The organism is Nocardia heshunensis (assembly GCF_054782115.1).
Genome location: NZ_BAAGTC010000026.1, coordinates 149,435 through 167,484, shown reverse-complemented (window position 1 = coordinate 167,484; position 18,050 = coordinate 149,435). Strand labels below are relative to the sequence as shown.

The following is an 18,050-nucleotide window of genomic DNA, read 5'->3' as shown; positions in this document are numbered from 1 at the left end:
ACCTTGATCTTGAAGAGTCGAGTGAGGTCGGCTGGACCCCAGCGGAGGTATTCAGGTGCAGGAGTTATGTACTCGGGAGCAGGTGGCGGAGTATCTGCGGCGGGCACATGTTTTCGCGCAGGACCGGGAGATCGGGATGTATCAGACCGAGTTCGCTTGGGTCTGCTGGATGCCGATGACGTCGGCGGAGCAGGCTGCGGCGAGGCGGACTCCGGGAACGGGGGGCTGCTACATAGTGGATGTGGCGACCGGGGTGGTGACGAGTTACGGCAGTGCGATGCACCCGCTCACCTGGGGCAGGAGGTATGACCAGGCGGTTCGGGCGGGCGAGGAATTGCCGGGCTCACAGATCTATCCACGCCCGTCCGACCCCGGCGAGCACGCCTGACGGGTTCGTGCCGCCTTAGGGGGTACAACTGCGGTATGGGTAAGCAGACGTCGGTCGTGGTCTATGTGGTCGTGATGGTGGCTGTCATTGTCGCCCTCGATGTTCTCGTCTTCAGGCATCATTTCTGGCCTCGGCTGATGGCCAATGCGGGGATTGTGCTGGTCTTCGGGGCTTTCTACCTGCGCTTCCATTCGCGGACGTAGTAGTCGTCGTTCCAGGAGAGGTCTTCGTGGTCGGGGGGGATTGCCCTGCCATGAGAAGAACCATTCGATCCAGGCTTCGGTGGGGAGTTCGCTGGAGGTGCCGTCTACTGCCAGACGGCGGGAGAAGGCTTCTGCGGTTGGGCGGTCGACGATTTCCCAGCGGTCGTCGTTGCGGAAGTCGGAGGTGAAGCGGATTACTCGGCCGGGGTCGTACTGCCACATTTGGATGCCTTGGGCCCAGACGAGGGCGTCGTCGGACTTGTCCGAGGTTACGAAAATCGTGAAGGGTGGGGACTTCTCGTATTCGGCCTCGTAGACGGCTCGGTAGTAGAGCACGAGCGAATCACCACACTCCGTTGATGGAGATCCAGATGGCGGCTAGGGAGGCTAGGTAGCCGAGGATGCTGCAGACTCCGATTGTGATCAGGGCCTTGGCGATTGGGTTTCCCTCGCTGAGTTCGGGGTTGAACTTCACCAGGGTTACGAGGGGGATGTGGTGGCCTGCGTTGTCGCCGCCGTCGGGGAGGGTGAAGGCGGCGGTGAGGAGGAAGAGGTCTGCGAGTTGTAGGTAGTGGTACTGGTCAGGGGTTGCGAAAGACGCTGTGATCAGGAGGGGTGCGCAGGCTATCCAGAGGGGGAGGCCGAGGGTGAGGAGCGTGAGGTAGAGGTACCAGCCCGGGGCCAGGACTCGGATCAGGGGGATGGCGAGGACCAGGGGCCATTGCCACGAGACGATGGTCATGTGCGCTCCCCCGACATAGCGGACACGATAGGGGAATTCGGGCGCGTTGGCGTCGGGGGTGGTGGGCAATTAGGGTCGGCGGCAGCATCGGACGGGGAGAACCGCGAGTGGGTTGGGTACGGGCTGTTGCGGGGTGGCAGGGCACAGCTCGGTAGGGAGAGGGACGAAAACGCATGGCTTACACGCGGAATGATGGCGGCGGGAGTGTGCCCGGGCAGGTTGCCGGGCGAGTCACCGGGTTCCTGCTGATCGCGGTGGCGGTGTTGACGTTCGCGATGTTCTGGTTGCCGATCACTACCTACCAGATGCGAAGCGGGACGTTCGAGGAGTACGTCTGGAAGACCTCGATGCATGGTGGGGGCATCCGACTTGCCGACTGTATCTACGCGGTGCCGTATGTGCTCATGATGGTGGTCGCCGGCGTCGTGGGAATACTGCTCGCGGTGGGGATGGGGACTCGGCGCGGTGTGTTGTTCTGGGCGGCGGCGTTCGGGGGCGGGCTGACTTGGGAATATGCGTCCGGAGATGTGGCCGGTGCTGCACACAGTTTCGCTCTCGACGAGTCACCGGGAGCTGGATTTTGGGTCATGACGCTGATAGCGGTTGTCGCCATCGCGGCGCTGGTGACCGGGTTGCGTAGCGCGGCGGTGTCGAAACGTGTTGCGGCGCAAGCACCCGGTGGGATGGCCGGTGGCGGGGCGGCGGACCGGGCCGCGGGAGTGTTCCTCATCCTCGCGACGCTCTTCAACCTCGGAAGTTCGTGCTACGCACTGGCCAGAAGCGACCAATTCACAACCGTGTGGCGCACAGAGGACGGCACTGTTCCCTGGAACGGTGCGCTTTTGGGCCTCGAATCGATCGCGGTACTCGCCCTGGCCATCGCACTGCTGGCGGGTGCCGGTGTTCGGAATCCGGCCGTGCGGGCGGCGAGTGGGGCTGCCGCCGCGTTGATTGTTGCGAACGCGATCGGCGGCCTGAGCGTCTCGTTCGGCTTGATGGGGCTCAACTTCTGGGAATACGCGGGTAAAGGGTTCTGGCTGACGCTGCCTACCCTGCTGCTGGCCTTCGCCGCGACCATCGCGGGGCTGGTGGCGCAGTTGGCGCGGCCGGGGCTGACGGCTCAGCCGAGAGCGGGGTATGCGCCAGGGTTTGCGCCCGCTCCCAGGGCGAATCCTTTTGCACCCGTGGGCCAGCCCGTCGCATCGGGTCCCAATCCGTTCGCGGCCGCGGCTGCCGCGCCCAATCCCTTCGCGCCATCGGCACCTGCGCCCAACCCTTTCGCACAGCCGACTCCCGCGCCCAACCCGTTCGTGTCCGGGCCGAATCCGATGGTGCAGAATCCGTTCGCGCCTGCGCAGGGCGGGCCGGGGGTGGAGGCGACGGTCAGGATTGATCCGGAGCCCGCTCGGGTGCAGCCGCCCAGGATGGCGAAGGTTTATGACGGGAAGGATGACCAGGGGCGGCCGGTGGTGAATCGGCCCGAGCTGGAGGGGAATTCGCGGGTGGCCGTGCTGGCCTATTTGGAGTCCGCGCCGATTGTGCTGGCGGCGAGGAGTTTCGACCAGGACGAGTTCACGCCGGCGGATCGGGATGTGCCGTTGACGTTCCGGACGGATGGGGTGTGGGTTTGGGCGGGGGCGGTGTCGCACTATCTGAACAAGCACGGGTTGACGCCGGAGCCGGAGTTGGTGCAGCACATCGTGAGTCGCGGATTCCGGGTCGGGGACGTGGATGAGGCGGCCAAGGATGCGGCGATCAAGGTGATCACCGGCGGGTGATGCGGGGTCAGGCCAGGGTGATGGCGGCGTAGGTGTCGCGCAAAGCTTCCAGCCGCGGGCGGGTGAAGCGGCCGGGTTCGCGGGTGTAGGTGGCTCGGCCTTCGGGGGAGGTGAAGGCCGATTCCGGGATGCGGTCGGAGGTCGGGGGGATGAATTTGAGGGTTTCCTCGACTGCGGCCAGGGCGGTGGCGAGGGCGTGGCGGGCGGCGCGCATACCGCGATCGTCCAGGCCGGTGGTGGAGGCGGGGACCTGGCGGGAGCAGAGGTCGGAATACCAGAGCCACACACCGGGATCCAGCAGTTCGGAGGGGTTGTCGGCACCGAATCGGACGGCGCTCGCGGGTGGCGGGAGGATTTCGACGGGGAGGCGGAATTCGTAGGTGCGGGGGGAGCCACAACCGGGGCATTCGCCGGCGTAGCGGCTGGCCAGCACATCGTCGACGGTGATGACGGAGCTGCGGAAGGTGCAGCGCGTTTCGCCGCAGGTGGGGCAGGGTTGCAAGCTGACATAGAGGCGGGCTTCCGCGTTGGTGCGTGCCAGTGGCAACGTGTCGGGCATGCCCGTCCCTTCCCCGTTTCGGCGATGGGCTCGCCGGCTGATCACGAGGATACGAACAATTCCGGCGACCGGCCCGACGGGGGTTGGTCGAGACTGTTCACGTTGCGTTCACCGGATAGCCGTGGGACAGTCGATCTTCGACGATCGGCTGACTCGCGAGGGGCGTCATGGCGGGAAGATTGAACGCGGACCCGGACCAGGTGCGCAACGCGGCGGGGATCGCACAGGAGATTCGGGATCGTTTGCAGCGCATGGCGCATGATGCGCGGTCGGCCGTCGCACCCGGGGAATCGGCATGGGGTGACGATGATTTCGGCGGCAAGTTCGCCAATGGCGCGAAGGGGTTCGTGACCGGTAGCGACAACCTGACCACCGGCACCGACAATCTGGCGAACTCGTTCGACAACCTGAAGCAGGGGCTCGACAAATCGGCGAAGGATCTCGACGCCATGGAGCACGGCAACCACGACAACTTCGCATAGGCGGCGCTCCAGATGTCCAGTGACAAGGGCGATGCCGCGGTGGCCGCCATTCTCGAAGGCTTCACCACACAGATGCGGGAGATCGCCGAGGCCTCACAGCAGCGGGCGCAGCTCATGGCGTCCGCCAGCGCCGCGAATGGCCGGGTGACCGTCACCGTGAACGCGGACGGGGTCGTGATCGCCACCCGGTTCGCCGCAGATTTCCACGAGCTCAGCCATGACGAGCTCGCCAAGGCGGTGACCACCGCCGCCCAGCGGGCTGCCCAGGATGTCGCGAGGAAGTCCCAGGAACTGTTGCAGCCGTTGCGGGATCGGCGGGCCACCATGCCGAAGCTGTCGGAGCTGATCGAGGGAATGCCGGATCTGCAGCAGGCTCGCCTCGACCCGCCGCCCGCCCCAGTCTCGGCACCCAACTCGCGCGAGCGGCTGACCAGCTTCACCGAGCCCGCACCGCGATTCAGCAATGCCGTCGACTTCGACGACTGGGATTCCGAGCGGCGGAATCAGGGAGCTACCGACTCCAGCTGGTGAATCAGAGCTCCGGGTAGTAACCGAGCTGGTACGTCGAGAGGTCGGAAATGGCCAGCTCGCCCTCGCCCCGGCAGATCGGGCATACCCGCTGGGCATGGCACAGTGGGCATTTACGCTTCTTGCCCGCGTTGTCGAGCCAGCCCTCGCCGTGACAGCGGGGGCAGCGGCCCTCGCCGTCGCACTCGTAACACAGCACGTAGCCGGGAGTGACGGTCTCGGCGGTGCGCACCGGTTCAGCGGGCGTCATGCGGTCTCCTCTCGGCCGGACCCTATCATCGCCCGGTGGCAGCCGCCCGGCCACTCCGAACTCATTTCCCGTTCGTGTTGAGTTCACCTGCTCCCGTGTGGCACAGTCGGTCTCGCCAAGATCTGAACCGACCGGCGTGAGGTGGCCTGTGGCGCTGGAATTTCCATCCTGGCTCGAATGGCTGAGCTGGCTGGTGGGTTCCGAGTGGCCGCACGGCAACGAGGACCGGATGTGGCAGATGGCCCGCGACCTGGAAGCGGTTGCGGGACAGTCGGATGCGCTCATCGACGAGCTGACCGGCCTGATGGACGACATCAAGAAGGCCTACCCGGACGGTGTCGGCGGCGAATCGGCGCTCGCCTGGCTGAAGCCGCTGCGCGACGGGGACGGGTCAGGGCACGGGTCGGTCAAGGAGTTCGGCGACAACTATCGTCAGCTGTCCAAGGCCGCCGACCAGATGGGTGATTCGCTCCAGGGCGCGAAGATCAACTTCTATATCGCGGGCGGATTCCTGCTGGCCGAGCTCGCCTGGGCGGCCGCGACCGGCCCCTTCGCGGGCTTCTTCGAATCCGAGGCGCTGATCGCGGGCCGGACCGCCTTCCGCGCGCTGGGCGAGATGCTCGAAGGGCGCATCGCCCGGCTGATCGGGGATCGGATCACCGACCAGGTACTCAAAGAGATCGTGGTCAAGGCCATCTACGAGGTCGGCAAGGGCGCGGTCATCTCGACCGTGCAGGGCGTGGGCCAAGAGCTCGCGGTGCAGACCATCCAGAACATGGACGGTCACGGGCACGGGTACGACTGGAACGCCATCGCGAAGAACGCTGCCGTGTCGGCATTCTCGGGCGCGGCGGGCGGTGCGGTCGGCTTCGGCATGAACCGGGCGCTGCCCACCGACATGGGCGGGTGGCGCGGCGCGTTCAACGGTGCGGTCACCGGTGCCGCCGGTGGTCTGGGCGGAGCCGGGGCCGGGTGGCTCGGCAACGGGATGGTCAACGGGAACTGGGAGCTGGATCCGCGGTCGCTCACCGGCGGCGCGTTCGGAGGGGCCGCGCCCGGCGGGTTGTACGGATCGGTCGGGCTGACCAACCACAACGGCCCGATGGATGTGCCGACCCACGACGGCAGCATGCACGTGCCCGAGCCAACCGGCACCCGCACCTTCGACGAGCCCGGCGCCAACGGAGCAGCGCCCGACGGCCACGCGAATGGGGCTGCGCCCGACGGCAGCACGAACGGAGCCGCGCCCGAGGGTGGACGGGACGGCGGTCCGACGCTGCATCCCACCAGCTCGCCCGATGCCGGGAGCCCCGATCACGCCCCGCCCGCGGAGCACAACGGCAACGACTCGCCGCCTGCCGACAATCAAGCGCCGGGCGGTGTGGACACCCGGCGCGAGCGGCCCGAGGCCGATCCGCAGAACGACTCCGGCGCCGCGGATTCCGGCCCGCAACGAAGCCCCGACACCCACGCGGCCACACCCGATTCCACCGCGACGGGCGACGGACACACGGGCGGCGACGGGCACACCGCGGGCGACTCGCACACCGGCGATCCCGGCGGCCACCCGGGTGAGTCGCGACCGGACGCCGATCCGGCCGCCGATCCGAATCGTCCGGCGGCAGGGCCGATCTCGACGGCCGACTCCGGTGCACCCGCCCAGGCCGCGCAGAACGGTGCCGGTGGCGAGCCCGGCCGGGCCACCGGTCCGGGCAGCACCGCGCCCGGATCCAGCCCCGGCGCGACCCCGGCCACGACGCATGCGGGCAGCCCGGCCGCCGATATCCGCCCGGCCGCCGACCCCGCCAAGGCCGCGCCACTCCCCCGCGATCTGCGCGCCGCCGGGCCTTCCGACGGCACCGCGCCCAAACCCGTTGGCCCCGTGCCCGACTCCCGCGCGGCCGCCACCGACAAGCCCATCCGGTCCGGCACCGACCCCGTCCAGGCCGCCAAAACCGGCGTCGAGGCCGCCCGCCCCCACCCGATCGACCGCACCGCCGGTGAGCCCGGCAGCACCACCGGTGCGCACGACGGCACCGACCCACACGCACCCGGCGACCACGAGACCGCACCGCATCCGGGCCTGCCCGATGCCGGGCCGGTGCCCGTGCACTTCCCGCACGAAGGCGAGAGCCCTCGAAGCCCGTCCGACAACCGCAGATCCGGCGTGCCCGCGGCCGCGCCGGTCGGCGACTTCCACGGCGACGCCCGCCCGGACGGCAAGGCGCTCGAGCAGAAGTACGTCGACGGTCAGATCGACGACAACCTGCACCTGATCACCCCCGGGGACGTCGCGTTCAATCGCGATACGCGGGAGTTCGTGCTCCCCAACGGGGAAACGGTCCGCATCAAGATCGCGGACACCGAGCCGCCACCCGACGGCGGCAAACGCGATGTCGCCCAGATCCACGAGCGCGAAGGCGGCGGATACGACATCCACCTCTCCCCGCGGGCCCGCAACGAGGATGTGGTGCGGGCAGTGGCGCACGAGCTCGCCGAGATCCGGCTCGCGCAGGAAGACGACATTCCGATCTCCCGCCCGGATATGCGCGAGGATCGCCCCGACGCGATGACCCCGCACCTCGCGGGCCGGTTCGCCGAGCTGAAGGTGCTGGCCGCGCATATCGACCGGGCCGTCATGGATCCGGCGGCGAAGGCGGAAGTCCTCCCACGACTACGCAACGATCTACGCGACCTCACCCGGCAGCTCGGATTCGACGACCCCGCGCACAAAGCGACAGTCGAACAGCTACTGCACGACCACAATTCGGCTCTCGCCCAGCGCATAGGGCTGGAGGAGCACGACATACTCGGCCACCGGCCGAAATTCGACCCTTCGCTCGACGAGCACACCTTCGAGCAGGGCACGCGAGACCATCTCGACCAGCTCGGGCAGCACCTCACCGGACCGCACGCCCCTGACACCCTGCGCGCCGAGGAGCAAGGCCTGCACGGCCGCATGCGCGAGGAACTCTCGCGGCGAATCTTCGACCCGATCTTCGATCCGGAGACCCGGACGGCACGCAAGACCTGGGACGATCTGAACGACGCGCTGAATCCGTTGAGCGACATCATCAACGATCCGGCACTGTCCCCGAGCCAGCGCGCGGACGCGCTGCATCAGGCCATCGAGGACTTCCGCGCGCACCCGGACATGACGCCCGAGGTCCGTAATGCCATCGGCGACAGCGGCTTCCAGCACATGCACGATGCCGCACAGGCGCTGGCCGAGGCTCCGGACCACATCACCGGCGTGCTCGACACCAATACCGGACGCCTCACCGTCGACGGCCGGGAGACCACCCTCGGCGAGTTCCTACAGGGCATCGACCAGGCCAATCGCGGGGCCACCGAGAACGGGCTCAACGTCGAGTACACGGTCGTGCTGCACGACCCGGTCAACGGGCACTCGGCCGTGGAAGTCCTCCCCCGTCCCCGGCCGCAGCATCGGCTTCCGTTGGAGCAGAACCGCTTCGGGCCGAATCACGACACGATCCCCCGGGACCTGCGGCCGTCGGTTCCCGCGGCGGTCGAGGGCGGGCACACCATCGACGTGGGTGTCGGCCGTGGCGCGTACGCGGTCGAGCTCACGCCCGAGGTCGATCGGTCCCACGGCGGGCTGGTCCTCAAGACCGAGCTGGCGTCCGAAATGCCCGGCGCGGCACAGCGTCGCCGCGATCTCGGCATCCTCGATCCCGGTCCGCTCACCGAACCGGGCACGGTCATGGTGTTCGCCGATCTGCTCACCAACGGCCATCTGCTCGGCGACGGACCGGGCGGTGAGGTCGCGCGGGTCTACATCAACAATGTCAGCGCACACCTGGACCCCTCCGACTACCACGGCATGGCCGAACGCCTCGAGACAGCGCTGAAACCGGGTGGGCGCGTGGAGGTCCAGTGGGATCCGAAGCCCGAGAACACCGAGGGTCCGCCCAAGTATCGCGGGCACATCACCGGCCCGGACCTATGGCAGGCGATCAAGGAGCGGTACGAGGGCCGCACCAACCCGTTCCGGATCGTGGAGGAAACCACGTTCCCCGGGAACGGATTCCGCAACTACGACTACACGATCGACACCGGGGCCAGCAACAACCTCAACCGAGAGCGGATGGCGGGCATCATCCCGCCGGTACCCGAACACCGGATGGTCATCGCCTACGAGCCGCACGACGCGCACCCCCAAACCCCGGTGCACGCACCCGATCCGGGTGGCACGATCACCGCGGCCGAGCGGGATGTCAGGCGGAATGCCCTCCCGGAGGAGTACTACCTCTACGGCGGCAACGAGGCACGGCTGAAGAGCGGCCAATCCGGACCGCCCCTGCGCTGGGACGCGGCCGCGGACCACGGGAACGGCGCCTGGGTCGAGCGGGAAGGCACGCTCGAACCGACGCCGGACACACCCGATCATCTTCGCGATGACCAGAAATTCATGCAGTACATCTACGAAGGTGATCGTCCGTCGTTCTCCGCGGCCACCAAGTACGCCGTCTACTCGGCTACCGAGATGAACGCGGACGGAACATACAAGTGCGCCGTATCCGGCAGAGCCATTCCCGTCGTCACGGGATCCGACGGTCACCCGCAGTTTCATGAGGTGGTCGGCGGTCAGCGCACCAAAACGTCACCACCGGATTGGTATACGCGGGGCGAGACTCCCCCGAGTCCGCCGCACGACAAGTTCACCATTCCGGAGCCGAATAGAGCCCATATGGGCCATCTACCGGACTACGAATACTGGCGGCAACGCGAATATGCCCTGCTCCACGAAGGAACCGTCGAGCAATTCGAGCGAGTATACGACGATCCGGGACATTACCGGCTCGAGCTGAAAGAGGAGAACGAAGGCCACGGGCACGAATCGATAGACCCCGGCTACGGTAAATACCCCCAGCTCTATCGGCATCTGTTCCCGGGTGAAACGATCAAGCCCATCCCCGCTGCACCCCCGGATGACAGCGGAATCATCAAGGGCAGGCGAAAACTTGGCGATCCACGACGATGATAGGCTCATACACCATGCCGGAAGACCCGCAATTCACTGGACTTCTCGAACATCTCGAGCGACGTCTCGGACCTGTACAGGCCGTCGAATCCGCGAATACCGATAATGGCAATCGCGGCTATGACCTGACGTTCTATCAGACCGAGGAGCCGCCCGTCACCACCGTGGTGACGAATGGGCTTCGCTTCCAGAGCCTCACTTCGATGCTGCCCGAAGAATTGGTCTGCTCACTCCGCTCGGATCAGCAGCATATCGCCCATTATCTCGTCGACTCGATCGCATCCATGATCATTCGCAATCGCCGCGGCATGGAATACGGGTCGATATTCAAGAATGATCAGCCCATTGTCGAGGGAACCGAAATCGTCGGGGTCATCGCGCACGTGAACCCGACATTCGACCAGGGCTTCAACCTCTTCCCGGAAGCGACCACTCCGGCTTTACAGCTGATCACCCTGGTGCCGATCACCGGCCCCGAGATCGACTTCGCGACCGGCGAGGGCGAGGATAAATTGTTCGAAGTATTCTGGCTCAATCGAACCGATATCCTCGACATCCATCGCCGGTCGACGGTGTAGCTCAGAGGTTCATGAAGTCGGTCGAGCTGTCGACCTCGACCTGGCCGAAGGCATCGGCCTGGCTGCGCACCACCGCGGCCAGTTTGCGCAGTTCGTCCACGCCGGAACCGCTCTGCGTGACGAACGAGGCGCCGACCGAGGTGAGTGTGTCGGCCGCGGCCAGCGACACCTTGTCCGAGCCCGCGGCGGGCACCGAGAGGGCCTGCGAGTCCGCGCCCAGTGCGGTCTCCAGCCGGTCGGCCATGGCTTCCAGGTCGGCGGCGGCGGCCCGCACCGTCTCGGCGTCGAAACGCACACCGCCCAAGTTGAATTCGCTCATTGTCCCTCCCTTTCCGCGCGAATCCTACCGTGTCGGAGCGACATCCACCGACCGGGTTTCCGCATGATCTACCGGATCACTGTGCCGGGCGCGGGCCGTTGGTGCCGAACGCGCCGACCACGGGTACGCCGGTGTAGCCCAGCTCGCCGACGACCTCGTCGCCGTGCTCGGCGGTGACCAGCTGCGTGCTGACTTCCTCGTCGGCGTCTCCGGCCTGCGCCGACGCGCCGCCCATGGCGCCCATCGGCGGCACCATGCCGCCGCCCATGCCGGCGCCACCCGTGGCGGGCAGCGGCGCGGGCACGGGGATCGGGGCCGTGGGGGTCGCGCTCATGCTGCGGGTGTTCGACAACTGGCTCAGCGGCGCGGGTGTCGAGGCGGGCATGCCCATCGGGGCAAGACCGCCGCCACCGCCGCCACCGAGCGCGGCCGAATCCTTCAGCGCGGCACTCGGATCGGCATCCGCTACCGGCTGCACATCCGAGGCCTGGCTGATCGACTGCAGTTGCTGCAACTGCTGCACGCCGGTGCTCGCCGCACTGCTGATCGGTGAGATCATGCCCAGCAGCTGCGAAACCTGGGACATCGCGTCCACGCCCTTCGGGGCGTTGGTGACCTTCACCTTTTGTCCGGCGGTGGTCATATTGGCACTGTGCACCGCCATCTCGGTGCGCGTCTTGGCCACATTCGCGGTGGCCTCCGCACCGGTTTCGGTGGCCAGCGACAACAGGAAAGCCTGACCGGGCGGGGTCGCGATGAACGGCGCGGCCAGCGTGACACCGGTGACGAACTTGGTGATGATCGCCGACATGGTCGCCGCGCCGGTGGCCACCGAGGTCGCCGCACCCGCCATGACCGTCTTCTGGTGCGCGTTCTGAGCGCCGAGCTCGACCGCGTTGCTCTGCGCCTCGGCGCCCTTCTCACCCGCGCCGGTCGCGCCGGAACCCTGCCACTGGTTCGAATTGGCCATCGACATGACCGACTGCGCGATCGACATGATCTGCTGCAGCGCGCTCGATACGCCCGAGAGCACCTGCGAGGCATCCACGCCCTGGAGCTGCCCGGTGCCGAAGGAGGAGGCCAGATCGGTGAGTGGCTTGGTGAGCGCGGTCAGATCCAGGGTGGGCAACGGCGGCATGTCCGGCAGCGGGGGCATGCTCGGCAATTGCGGCAGCGCGGGCAGGCCGAGCGTCTGCAGGACATCGCCGACCGGACTGTCCAGCAGGGGTGCGAAGTTGGTGTCGCGCAGGGCATCCGCCACCGACTGGCCGCTCGCCGCGGTGGGCGTGGCCGCGACGGCCCCGCTCGAGCCCTCGAGGGGCGTGCTCACGGGTCCCGCCTCACAGGTCCCGCGAGAGCGACACGAAGTCGACGCCCGAGGCCGAGTCGGTGGCCTCGTAATCCGCGGCCGCCTCGTAGGCGGTGACGGCGGTGCCCGCGTGCACGGCGGCCAGCTCGGCCACCGAGGACAGGTGATTGCCTTGCGCGCCCGCGTAACTCAGCAGGAAGTCCTGACCGATCAGGCCGAAGACCGGGACCAGCCCGGCGACCGTGACGGCCTGGTCGACAGCGGCGGCGCCGGCGACGGTACCGGCCATCGCGGCGGACGCGTCTCCGTAGGCGCGAATCGCGTCCGGTGTGGCAACGAGGTTGCTCATAAGACCCCCATCAGGAAGATCATTTCGAATCGAACTATACAGAGCGGATATTCACCCGGCATAGCGAAGACTTCACGAACTGGCGAACAGCACGGTGAACACCCGGTATTCCGCAGGTTACCGTGGAAGTGTCGGATGATGTTGCCGCACTGTCCGATTCGGCGTTCTCATCAGCGGATCACGATGCGGGCCGAATGTGCTTGTCCATGGTCTGCTCACCGGCGGCGTTCCAGCGCTGCCTGACCAGCACCCGGCCGTGCTCATCCAGCACCACCCGCTCCGACAGCCGGCCGTTGGCATGCCAGTACTGCCACTCCCCCACCGCGACACCCATATCGGTGACGCCCTCGATCCGCTTGGTGCCGTCCGGCCACCACCCTTGCTGGTGGCCGCTCTCGACACCGTCGATGTAGTTGTAGAGGTGGACCAGTTGCCCGTTGTCCGCGAACCTCTCGACCTCACCGGTGTAGGGCTCACCCTGGTAGCAGGTGAACCCGTCTTCGTCGAGCTCCACCTGATCACCGCTGATTCGCATCGTCTACTCCGTCGCGAGGTCATGACACAGCCCGTAGGGGTCCGGTCGAACGGGAATACAGTAACCGGATCGGCCGCGGTCTCCGGATTCGGTTCAGATCGGGCGCAGCCAACTGTCTGGTTCCGTCTCGTACTCCTGTTCCTCGGCATACTCCTGACGGGTCACCTCCGCCACCGTCGGCAGACCGGTCAGCGCCAATAGCTCGGGAGCCAAACCGGCGGCCGCCAACTGGGCACGACGCTCGGTGCCCGCACGGGCCGCGGACTGGCGGCAGAGGCGCAAGATGTCCGCCGCCAGCAACTCGGGGTCGCCGCGGAGCTGATCGCGTTCCACCGAGATCGCCCGGGGCAGACCCTGTTCCGTGGTGGTCACCACGATCGAGCCGGTCCGCGAGGACAGGGTGAACAAGGTCGGGAAGTCCGGGGATGCCACGGGTTCGCCATCTCTCTCACTCATCGGCCATCACCTGCACCACCTCGGCGATGTGGGTGTCCAGGGTCGTGATCATGCGGCGGCGGTCGGCGGCAACGGCCACCGGCGGATGGTCACCGGTCACCACGTACCGGCCATCGTCCTCGAGATCGCGCCACTGCCATCGATAGCGCGCGATGCCGCGCGGGCCGAACAGCGAACGCCCTTGCACCACATCGATTGTGCCCGTGCTCGGCGCGGGGGCGGCCAGGAATTCCGCGGCTCGTGTGATGACGGTGCCATCCAGAGTTTCGTGCGCGGGCGACATGCCGAAGTCGTAGTCGGTCTCGTCGACGTCCTCGGTCTCGGCGAGCACCAGATCCCCCGAGAACTCCCGGCCCGCGGGTGTGTCCGGTAGTGCCGCCACGATCCGCTCGGCCAACTCCTCGGCGTAGAACTCCGAGAGCGTGAAACCGCCACTGTGTGCGTAGGTTTCGCCCGGCAGCTGGACCAGCAGATATCCGGCCTCGCCGGAGCGGATGCCCAGCAGGCGAATGCTGGCCGACGCCGAGAGCCGATCACGGCCGTCCCAGCCGTGTACCTCGACCCGCACCTCCGGCATGAGCAGGGCATGCAGCACCTCGGTGTAGTCGAGCTCCCGGGTGCGCAGGCTCTCACGGGCACGGGTCAGGTTTGCGAGATGGTCGTCCCACCACCGGGTGCGACTGACAAAGGTCAGCGGGCGCGGCAGGAACTCCTCACCGAGGTCCTCCCATAACGCCAGGAACTCGAGATCGGTGAACTTCCAGGTTCGAAGCACCCGATTCAACCCTCCACCACGGGCTTCGCGACAATCGGCGCGTTGCCCATGGCCTCGTCCAGGTACTCGTTGGAGTCCAGGAACTCGGGGCGCTTGTGCTCCTTGCCCTGGCCGCCGTGCGCACCACCGCCGCCGTGGCCCATACCACCCATGCCACCGCCGCCCATACCGGAAGCGCTGCTTCCGCCGGCGGCCACGCCCGCCCGGGCCACACCGGTGACGGTGCCCTCCAAGGCCTCCGTCGCGACTGCCGCGCGCGGGAAGAGGGAGGCCGCCTTGGCCACATCCGGCAACTTGGCCGGGGAACCACCGGGACCACCGCCGCCGGGGGAACCGCCCAGCGGCTTCTTCAGGTCGTCGAGCAGGTTGGTCAGCGGCGAGTTCTTCAGCTCGTCCTTCAGGTCCTGCGACTTCTTCTGATCGGTGCTCTGCGATGTCGAACCCGTCAGCGACTGCAGCGCACTCTGCAGTCCCGACATCGCCGAACTCCCGCCGGAGCTCGACGAGGAACTCGGATTGGACGAATTCGAGTTGGCACCATCGGAATTCGAGCCGTTCGGTGAGCTGCCGGTCGGATTCTTGCCGTCGGGGTTCTTGCCATTCGGATCCTTGCCGCTCGGATCCTTACCGTCCGGGTTCTTCCCGTCCTTGTCGTGAGTGTCCTTGCCGTGAGCGTCCTTCGGGTCCTTGTGATCCTTGTCGTGCGGATCGTCCTTGCCCGGGTGGCTCCCCCCTGGACCGGTCTTGCCGCCCGGCTTCTTGGCGGCCGCATCACCGGTGGTTCCCGAACCGGTCGGCGAGACCTTGCCGTGCGGACCGCCGGACCGCGAATCGGGTCCGGTCCCGGTGTAATCCGAACGCGGCGACCACGACGGGTCCTGTGTCGGCGCCGCGGTCGGGTCGTGCAGCGTGGCGACCGAGGAGCTCGCGAAGGCCAGACCGGGGATATAGAAGCTGGTGAACGCGGCCTTGCCCTGCTTGGCGTACTGGACCTCGGTGTCGGTATTGGCCCAGGATTCGTTCCAGGCCGTCGGCAGATTCATGGCGGTCACGGTGTTGAACAGCGTGCCCGAGAAGTACAGGACACTCTCGGCCATCGCCTTGAGATCCGTAGTGAACGCGGACGATTCGGCGACGAAACGGGCAGTGGCCGTCATCGCGCCTTTCACCCCGTCTCCGCTCCAGTTGCCGCTCTCCTGGACCCTCTTCATGCGCTCGGTGAGCTGCTCGTAAGCCGCATCCACCGTGCCCGCCAACGTCTTCCACGCGCTGCTGGAATCGGCCACGGCGTGCGCATCAATGCCGTCACGGACCTCGAAGAACCACTGGCCGCGGTGACTGCCGGGGTCCTCGCTGCCGAGCGGGCCGTCGCCGCCCCCCTTGTTGTTGTACTGCGCTACGGCGTTCATGTCCGTGTAGTTCGGGTCGTCCGTGCCGGGCGGCTTGCCGGACCAATACGGGACTTCGGTGGTGTTCGGCTTGGGCAGCGATTTGACATCGACGTGCCCCTTCGCCGCACCCAGCAGGTTGTTGAAGGTCGCCTTCGAGTCCTGGTCCTGGTTGTCGTAGACCTTCCCGGCCGCGATCAGCGTGTCGGCCAGGGAGGTCAGCAGTGACACGTGGTGATCGATGATGCCGTCGACGGCCGCACCTTGCTTCTTGTACCGGTCCATCAGATTCAGGGCCGACTGCAGCTTGTTGTTGTTGCTGAAGCCGGTGTACTCGGTCAGCGGTTTCGTGTTCTTCTTCGCCTCGGTCAAGGCGTACACGACATCGGCGGCATAACCCGCCGCCTCCTTCGCGATGCCGGGCTCGATATGCAATCCGCCGTGGTGCGCCTGCCGGGACAGCTCCACCCAGGGGTTGTCGTCAGTCATGCCCCGCTCCTCAACTCGCCCATCGCATCGAAAGACTACCGGCCACTCATTGCGAATGCCGTTGGCGGAAGCGCTGTTCCATACCGGGAAGATAAACCGACGCGGGCATGCTGGAGGTGGTCGCCTCTACGACGCCGTCGTCGGTGACGTAGTACAACGCCCGATCGATCACCGGCTCGTCACCCTCGGTGGGTACGTAGACCATCCAGCCCACCGGAAGGCGTTCCGCCCGAAGCTGATCCAGCGGATAGGCGGTGGTGTCGATATCCTCGGTGCGCAGGTGGTGCCGGACCGCGTCCAGCGCCTCGGGTTGGGGCAAGGGCTCCGGTCCCAGGCGCGCCACTCCGGCCATCGCCAACTGGTAGTGGGCGGAATCCACATCGCGCGGCTCGAAGGCCGCCTCCAGCACGGCCCGTGTGACATCGCGACGCTCGGCGGCGGCCACGAATTCGGCTACCGCGGAACGCTGCTCGTCCGAGGGGTCGACTGCGATCAAGTCACAGATCACACCCGTGACCGTGGCGGTAGTCCAGATGCCGGGCACCGCGGGAGCGAGCTCTCCGGCCGCCGGGGAGGCGCCGCGATACCAGCGGCCGCGCTCCCACCAGTAACAGAAGGTGAGCATTCCGCCGCTGGCCCGGGTGTTCAGCACCGGGTTGGCGACCCACTCGGGGGCACCGGCGTACAGGTCCGGCAGCGGTGTCCCGTCGTCGTAGGCGGACGCCAATTCCGGTGCGTTCCAGACCCCTCCGGACAGCACGGCCCGGCCGCCCGGCAGCAGGTAGAGCGACGAACCCGACCGGCGGGAACCCTCGAACCAGCCGAAGGACGGGAGGATCCGCGGACCCCACTCGGAGCCGACCGCGACGAACGCGGCCGCGATGGCGGCCCAGCGTGCCCACAGCACTGGAAGATTCGGGAAATCGTCGGTCGAAATGGTTGGGATATAGCCGGATTCGCGGTAGGCCCGGGCCGCGGTCGCGGCCTGCTGCGGGGTGCGGGACTGACGGTCGTCGTGGCGCAGCATTGCGGCCAGCCAGGTCGGCAGGGTCTCGCGCGGGTATGCCCGCAGGTCGGCCAGATAGTCCTGCGGGGCGAGCATCTGGTCGGATGGGAAAGGCTCGTCACCGTAATCGTGGTCGACATCGAGCTCACCGGCCTCGGTCAACTGCAGATCCAACCGCCACCAGGGGTCACCGAGCTCGGCCGAGAGACCGCGATGTTCGGCGACCAGCGCGAGGAGTGCGGGCCACGCGGCCAGCTGCACATGGCGCTGTTGGTGGTCGGAGTATTCGATCCGGGCACGGTGGCCGGTCACGGTCAGGGCGAAGGACGCTCGCACTCGCGCCCAGCCTTCGGGGGCCTGATCGCGCAGATCCTGAGCGATCCGGTGGGCCAGGGCACGGGCCCGCTGCGGGACATCGGGTTCGGCCGCGGTCATGCTGAACCCGATGTCGGGTGCCGGATCCGTCTCGACGACCTCGGCGCCGATGACGGCGGCCAGGCTGTCGAACTCCGGGCCCTCTTCTGCCCGTTGCGGTGCATCGGAAGGGTTTTCGATGTTCTCGTGCGAATCTGTCACGCGATTGTCTCCTGTGCGCCGCTAGCTCTCGGTCGCCGAACCGAATTCGGCGATCCGGCGGGACATCTCGGCACGCCAGCGGTCGGCATTGCGGCCGTCCAGCTGACCTGCGAAGGCGCGCTCGGCGGCGGCGACCATGGGGTCCGGGATCTCGGGATGGGCGCGGGCGATCGCCCACAGGGCGTCCTTGACCGACGCGTCGAGACCGGTCGCGCTGCGCACACCGAGACCTTGCCGGGCGGCGGCAAGCGCGGTCTCGAAATTGTGACGCAACTGCTCCTCGCTCGGACGGCTACCGCGCAACGTCCACCCTCCTCCGTTTCGAAAACCAACCG

The 18,050-nt window shown here is 67.2% G+C and carries 18 protein-coding genes; 5 read left to right on the top strand and 13 right to left on the bottom strand.

Annotation, left to right across the window (positions count from 1 at the left end; translation table 11 throughout):
* Window positions 1-351: 351 nt before the first annotated feature.
* Together ACYVN4_RS40820 and ACYVN4_RS40815 are read right to left on the bottom strand one after the other, a co-directional pair.
* On the bottom strand, window positions 352-927 hold the full coding sequence (locus ACYVN4_RS40820) for a hypothetical protein (RefSeq protein WP_460728882.1): 576 nt from the start codon (window positions 925-927) through the stop codon (window positions 352-354).
* Window positions 928-934: 7 nt separating this feature from the next.
* Window positions 935-1,333, bottom strand: coding sequence for a hypothetical protein (locus ACYVN4_RS40815; RefSeq protein WP_460728880.1), 399 nt, complete (start codon window positions 1,331-1,333; stop codon window positions 935-937).
* Between the two features lie 173 nt (window positions 1,334-1,506).
* Between ACYVN4_RS40815 and ACYVN4_RS40810 the strand changes: the two genes are divergently transcribed.
* Entirely contained in the window at window positions 1,507-3,111 is a 1,605-nt protein-coding gene (locus ACYVN4_RS40810) for a hypothetical protein (RefSeq protein WP_460728878.1), read from the top strand.
* A gap of 7 nt (window positions 3,112-3,118) precedes the next feature.
* Here ACYVN4_RS40810 and ACYVN4_RS40805 read toward each other — a convergent pair whose 3' ends face one another.
* Complete coding sequence (locus ACYVN4_RS40805) at window positions 3,119-3,670, bottom strand: hypothetical protein (protein ID WP_460728877.1); 552 nt, start codon at window positions 3,668-3,670, stop codon at window positions 3,119-3,121.
* 167 nt (window positions 3,671-3,837) lie between these two features.
* On the opposite strand from ACYVN4_RS40805, the gene ACYVN4_RS40800 reads away from it, so the two are divergent.
* Window positions 3,838-4,152, top strand: a complete 315-nt coding sequence (locus ACYVN4_RS40800) for a WXG100 family type VII secretion target (RefSeq protein WP_460728875.1) — start codon at window positions 3,838-3,840, stop codon at window positions 4,150-4,152.
* A 12-nt stretch (window positions 4,153-4,164) separates the two neighbouring features.
* Window positions 4,165-4,683 (top strand): YbaB/EbfC family nucleoid-associated protein, encoded by a 519-nt coding sequence (locus ACYVN4_RS40795; RefSeq protein WP_460728873.1) that lies wholly within the window; start codon window positions 4,165-4,167, stop codon window positions 4,681-4,683.
* A gap of 1 nt (window position 4,684) precedes the next feature.
* Here the strand turns inward: ACYVN4_RS40795 and ACYVN4_RS40790 are convergent, their stop codons facing one another.
* On the bottom strand, window positions 4,685-4,930 hold the full coding sequence (locus ACYVN4_RS40790; protein WP_460728871.1) for a hypothetical protein: 246 nt from the start codon (window positions 4,928-4,930) through the stop codon (window positions 4,685-4,687).
* 148 nt (window positions 4,931-5,078) lie between these two features.
* Here ACYVN4_RS40790 and ACYVN4_RS40785 point away from each other — a divergent pair, with 148 nt between their 5' ends.
* Together ACYVN4_RS40785 and ACYVN4_RS40780 are read left to right on the top strand one after the other, a co-directional pair.
* Complete coding sequence (locus ACYVN4_RS40785) at window positions 5,079-9,935, top strand: WXG100-like domain-containing protein (protein ID WP_460728869.1); 4,857 nt, start codon at window positions 5,079-5,081, stop codon at window positions 9,933-9,935.
* A 14-nt stretch (window positions 9,936-9,949) separates the two neighbouring features.
* Entirely contained in the window at window positions 9,950-10,513 is a 564-nt protein-coding gene (locus tag ACYVN4_RS40780) for a suppressor of fused domain protein (RefSeq protein ID WP_460728867.1), read from the top strand.
* A gap of 1 nt (window position 10,514) precedes the next feature.
* On the opposite strand, the gene ACYVN4_RS40775 is transcribed toward ACYVN4_RS40780, so the two are convergent.
* From ACYVN4_RS40775 to ACYVN4_RS40735, 9 genes are all read right to left on the bottom strand, one after another.
* Window positions 10,515-10,832 (bottom strand): PE family protein, encoded by a 318-nt coding sequence (locus ACYVN4_RS40775; RefSeq protein ID WP_460728865.1) that lies wholly within the window; start codon window positions 10,830-10,832, stop codon window positions 10,515-10,517.
* 76 nt (window positions 10,833-10,908) lie between these two features.
* Window positions 10,909-12,162: a hypothetical protein gene (locus ACYVN4_RS40770; protein ID WP_460728863.1), complete on the bottom strand. Its 1,254-nt coding sequence runs from the start codon at window positions 12,160-12,162 to the stop codon at window positions 10,909-10,911.
* A gap of 10 nt (window positions 12,163-12,172) precedes the next feature.
* Window positions 12,173-12,490, bottom strand: coding sequence for a type VII secretion target (locus ACYVN4_RS40765; RefSeq protein WP_460728861.1), 318 nt, complete (start codon window positions 12,488-12,490; stop codon window positions 12,173-12,175).
* Window positions 12,491-12,668: 178 nt separating this feature from the next.
* Entirely contained in the window at window positions 12,669-13,025 is a 357-nt protein-coding gene (locus ACYVN4_RS40760; protein ID WP_460728859.1) for a toxin-antitoxin system YwqK family antitoxin, read from the bottom strand.
* Window positions 13,026-13,118: 93 nt separating this feature from the next.
* Window positions 13,119-13,481 carry a hypothetical protein gene (locus ACYVN4_RS40755; protein ID WP_460728857.1) on the bottom strand — a complete coding sequence of 121 codons (363 nt, stop codon included), beginning with the start codon at window positions 13,479-13,481 and terminating at the stop codon, window positions 13,119-13,121.
* A complete protein-coding gene (locus ACYVN4_RS40750) occupies window positions 13,474-14,256 on the bottom strand; it encodes an ESX secretion-associated protein EspG (protein ID WP_460728855.1) in 783 nt (260 codons plus the stop codon). Before ACYVN4_RS40750 ends, ACYVN4_RS40755 begins: the two co-directional genes overlap by 8 nt.
* A 5-nt stretch (window positions 14,257-14,261) precedes the next feature.
* Window positions 14,262-16,133 (bottom strand): hypothetical protein, encoded by a 1,872-nt coding sequence (locus ACYVN4_RS40745; protein ID WP_460728853.1) that lies wholly within the window; start codon window positions 16,131-16,133, stop codon window positions 14,262-14,264.
* Window positions 16,134-16,179: 46 nt separating this feature from the next.
* The gene (locus ACYVN4_RS40740) at window positions 16,180-17,715 is read right to left on the bottom strand and encodes a hypothetical protein (protein WP_460728851.1); all 1,536 of its coding nucleotides are present in this window, start codon (window positions 17,713-17,715) and stop codon (window positions 16,180-16,182) included.
* Window positions 17,716-17,736: 21 nt separating this feature from the next.
* A complete protein-coding gene (locus ACYVN4_RS40735; RefSeq protein WP_460728849.1) occupies window positions 17,737-18,018 on the bottom strand; it encodes a hypothetical protein in 282 nt (93 codons plus the stop codon).
* Window positions 18,019-18,050: the final 32 nt, after the last annotated feature.

Excerpts from the sequence above, each read along its gene's own strand:
- ACYVN4_RS40755 (WP_460728857.1), bottom strand. The coding sequence starts at position 13,481 with ATGAGTGAGAGAGATGGCGAACCCGTGGCATCCCCGGACTTCCCGACC.
- ACYVN4_RS40745 (WP_460728853.1), bottom strand. The coding sequence starts at position 16,133 with ATGACTGACGACAACCCCTGGGTGGAGCTGTCCCGGCAGGCGCACCAC.
- ACYVN4_RS40815 (WP_460728880.1), bottom strand. The coding sequence starts at position 1,333 with ATGACCATCGTCTCGTGGCAATGGCCCCTGGTCCTCGCCATCCCCCTG.
- ACYVN4_RS40790 (WP_460728871.1), bottom strand. The coding sequence starts at position 4,930 with ATGACGCCCGCTGAACCGGTGCGCACCGCCGAGACCGTCACTCCCGGC.
- ACYVN4_RS40805 (WP_460728877.1), bottom strand. The coding sequence starts at position 3,670 with ATGCCCGACACGTTGCCACTGGCACGCACCAACGCGGAAGCCCGCCTC.
- ACYVN4_RS40795 (WP_460728873.1), top strand. The coding sequence starts at position 4,165 with ATGTCCAGTGACAAGGGCGATGCCGCGGTGGCCGCCATTCTCGAAGGC.
- ACYVN4_RS40765 (WP_460728861.1), bottom strand. The coding sequence starts at position 12,490 with ATGAGCAACCTCGTTGCCACACCGGACGCGATTCGCGCCTACGGAGAC.
- ACYVN4_RS40800 (WP_460728875.1), top strand. The coding sequence starts at position 3,838 with ATGGCGGGAAGATTGAACGCGGACCCGGACCAGGTGCGCAACGCGGCG.
- ACYVN4_RS40810 (WP_460728878.1), top strand. The coding sequence starts at position 1,507 with ATGGCTTACACGCGGAATGATGGCGGCGGGAGTGTGCCCGGGCAGGTT.
- ACYVN4_RS40760 (WP_460728859.1), bottom strand. The coding sequence starts at position 13,025 with ATGCGAATCAGCGGTGATCAGGTGGAGCTCGACGAAGACGGGTTCACC.
- ACYVN4_RS40775 (WP_460728865.1), bottom strand. The coding sequence starts at position 10,832 with ATGAGCGAATTCAACTTGGGCGGTGTGCGTTTCGACGCCGAGACGGTG.
- ACYVN4_RS40780 (WP_460728867.1), top strand. The coding sequence starts at position 9,950 with ATGCCGGAAGACCCGCAATTCACTGGACTTCTCGAACATCTCGAGCGA.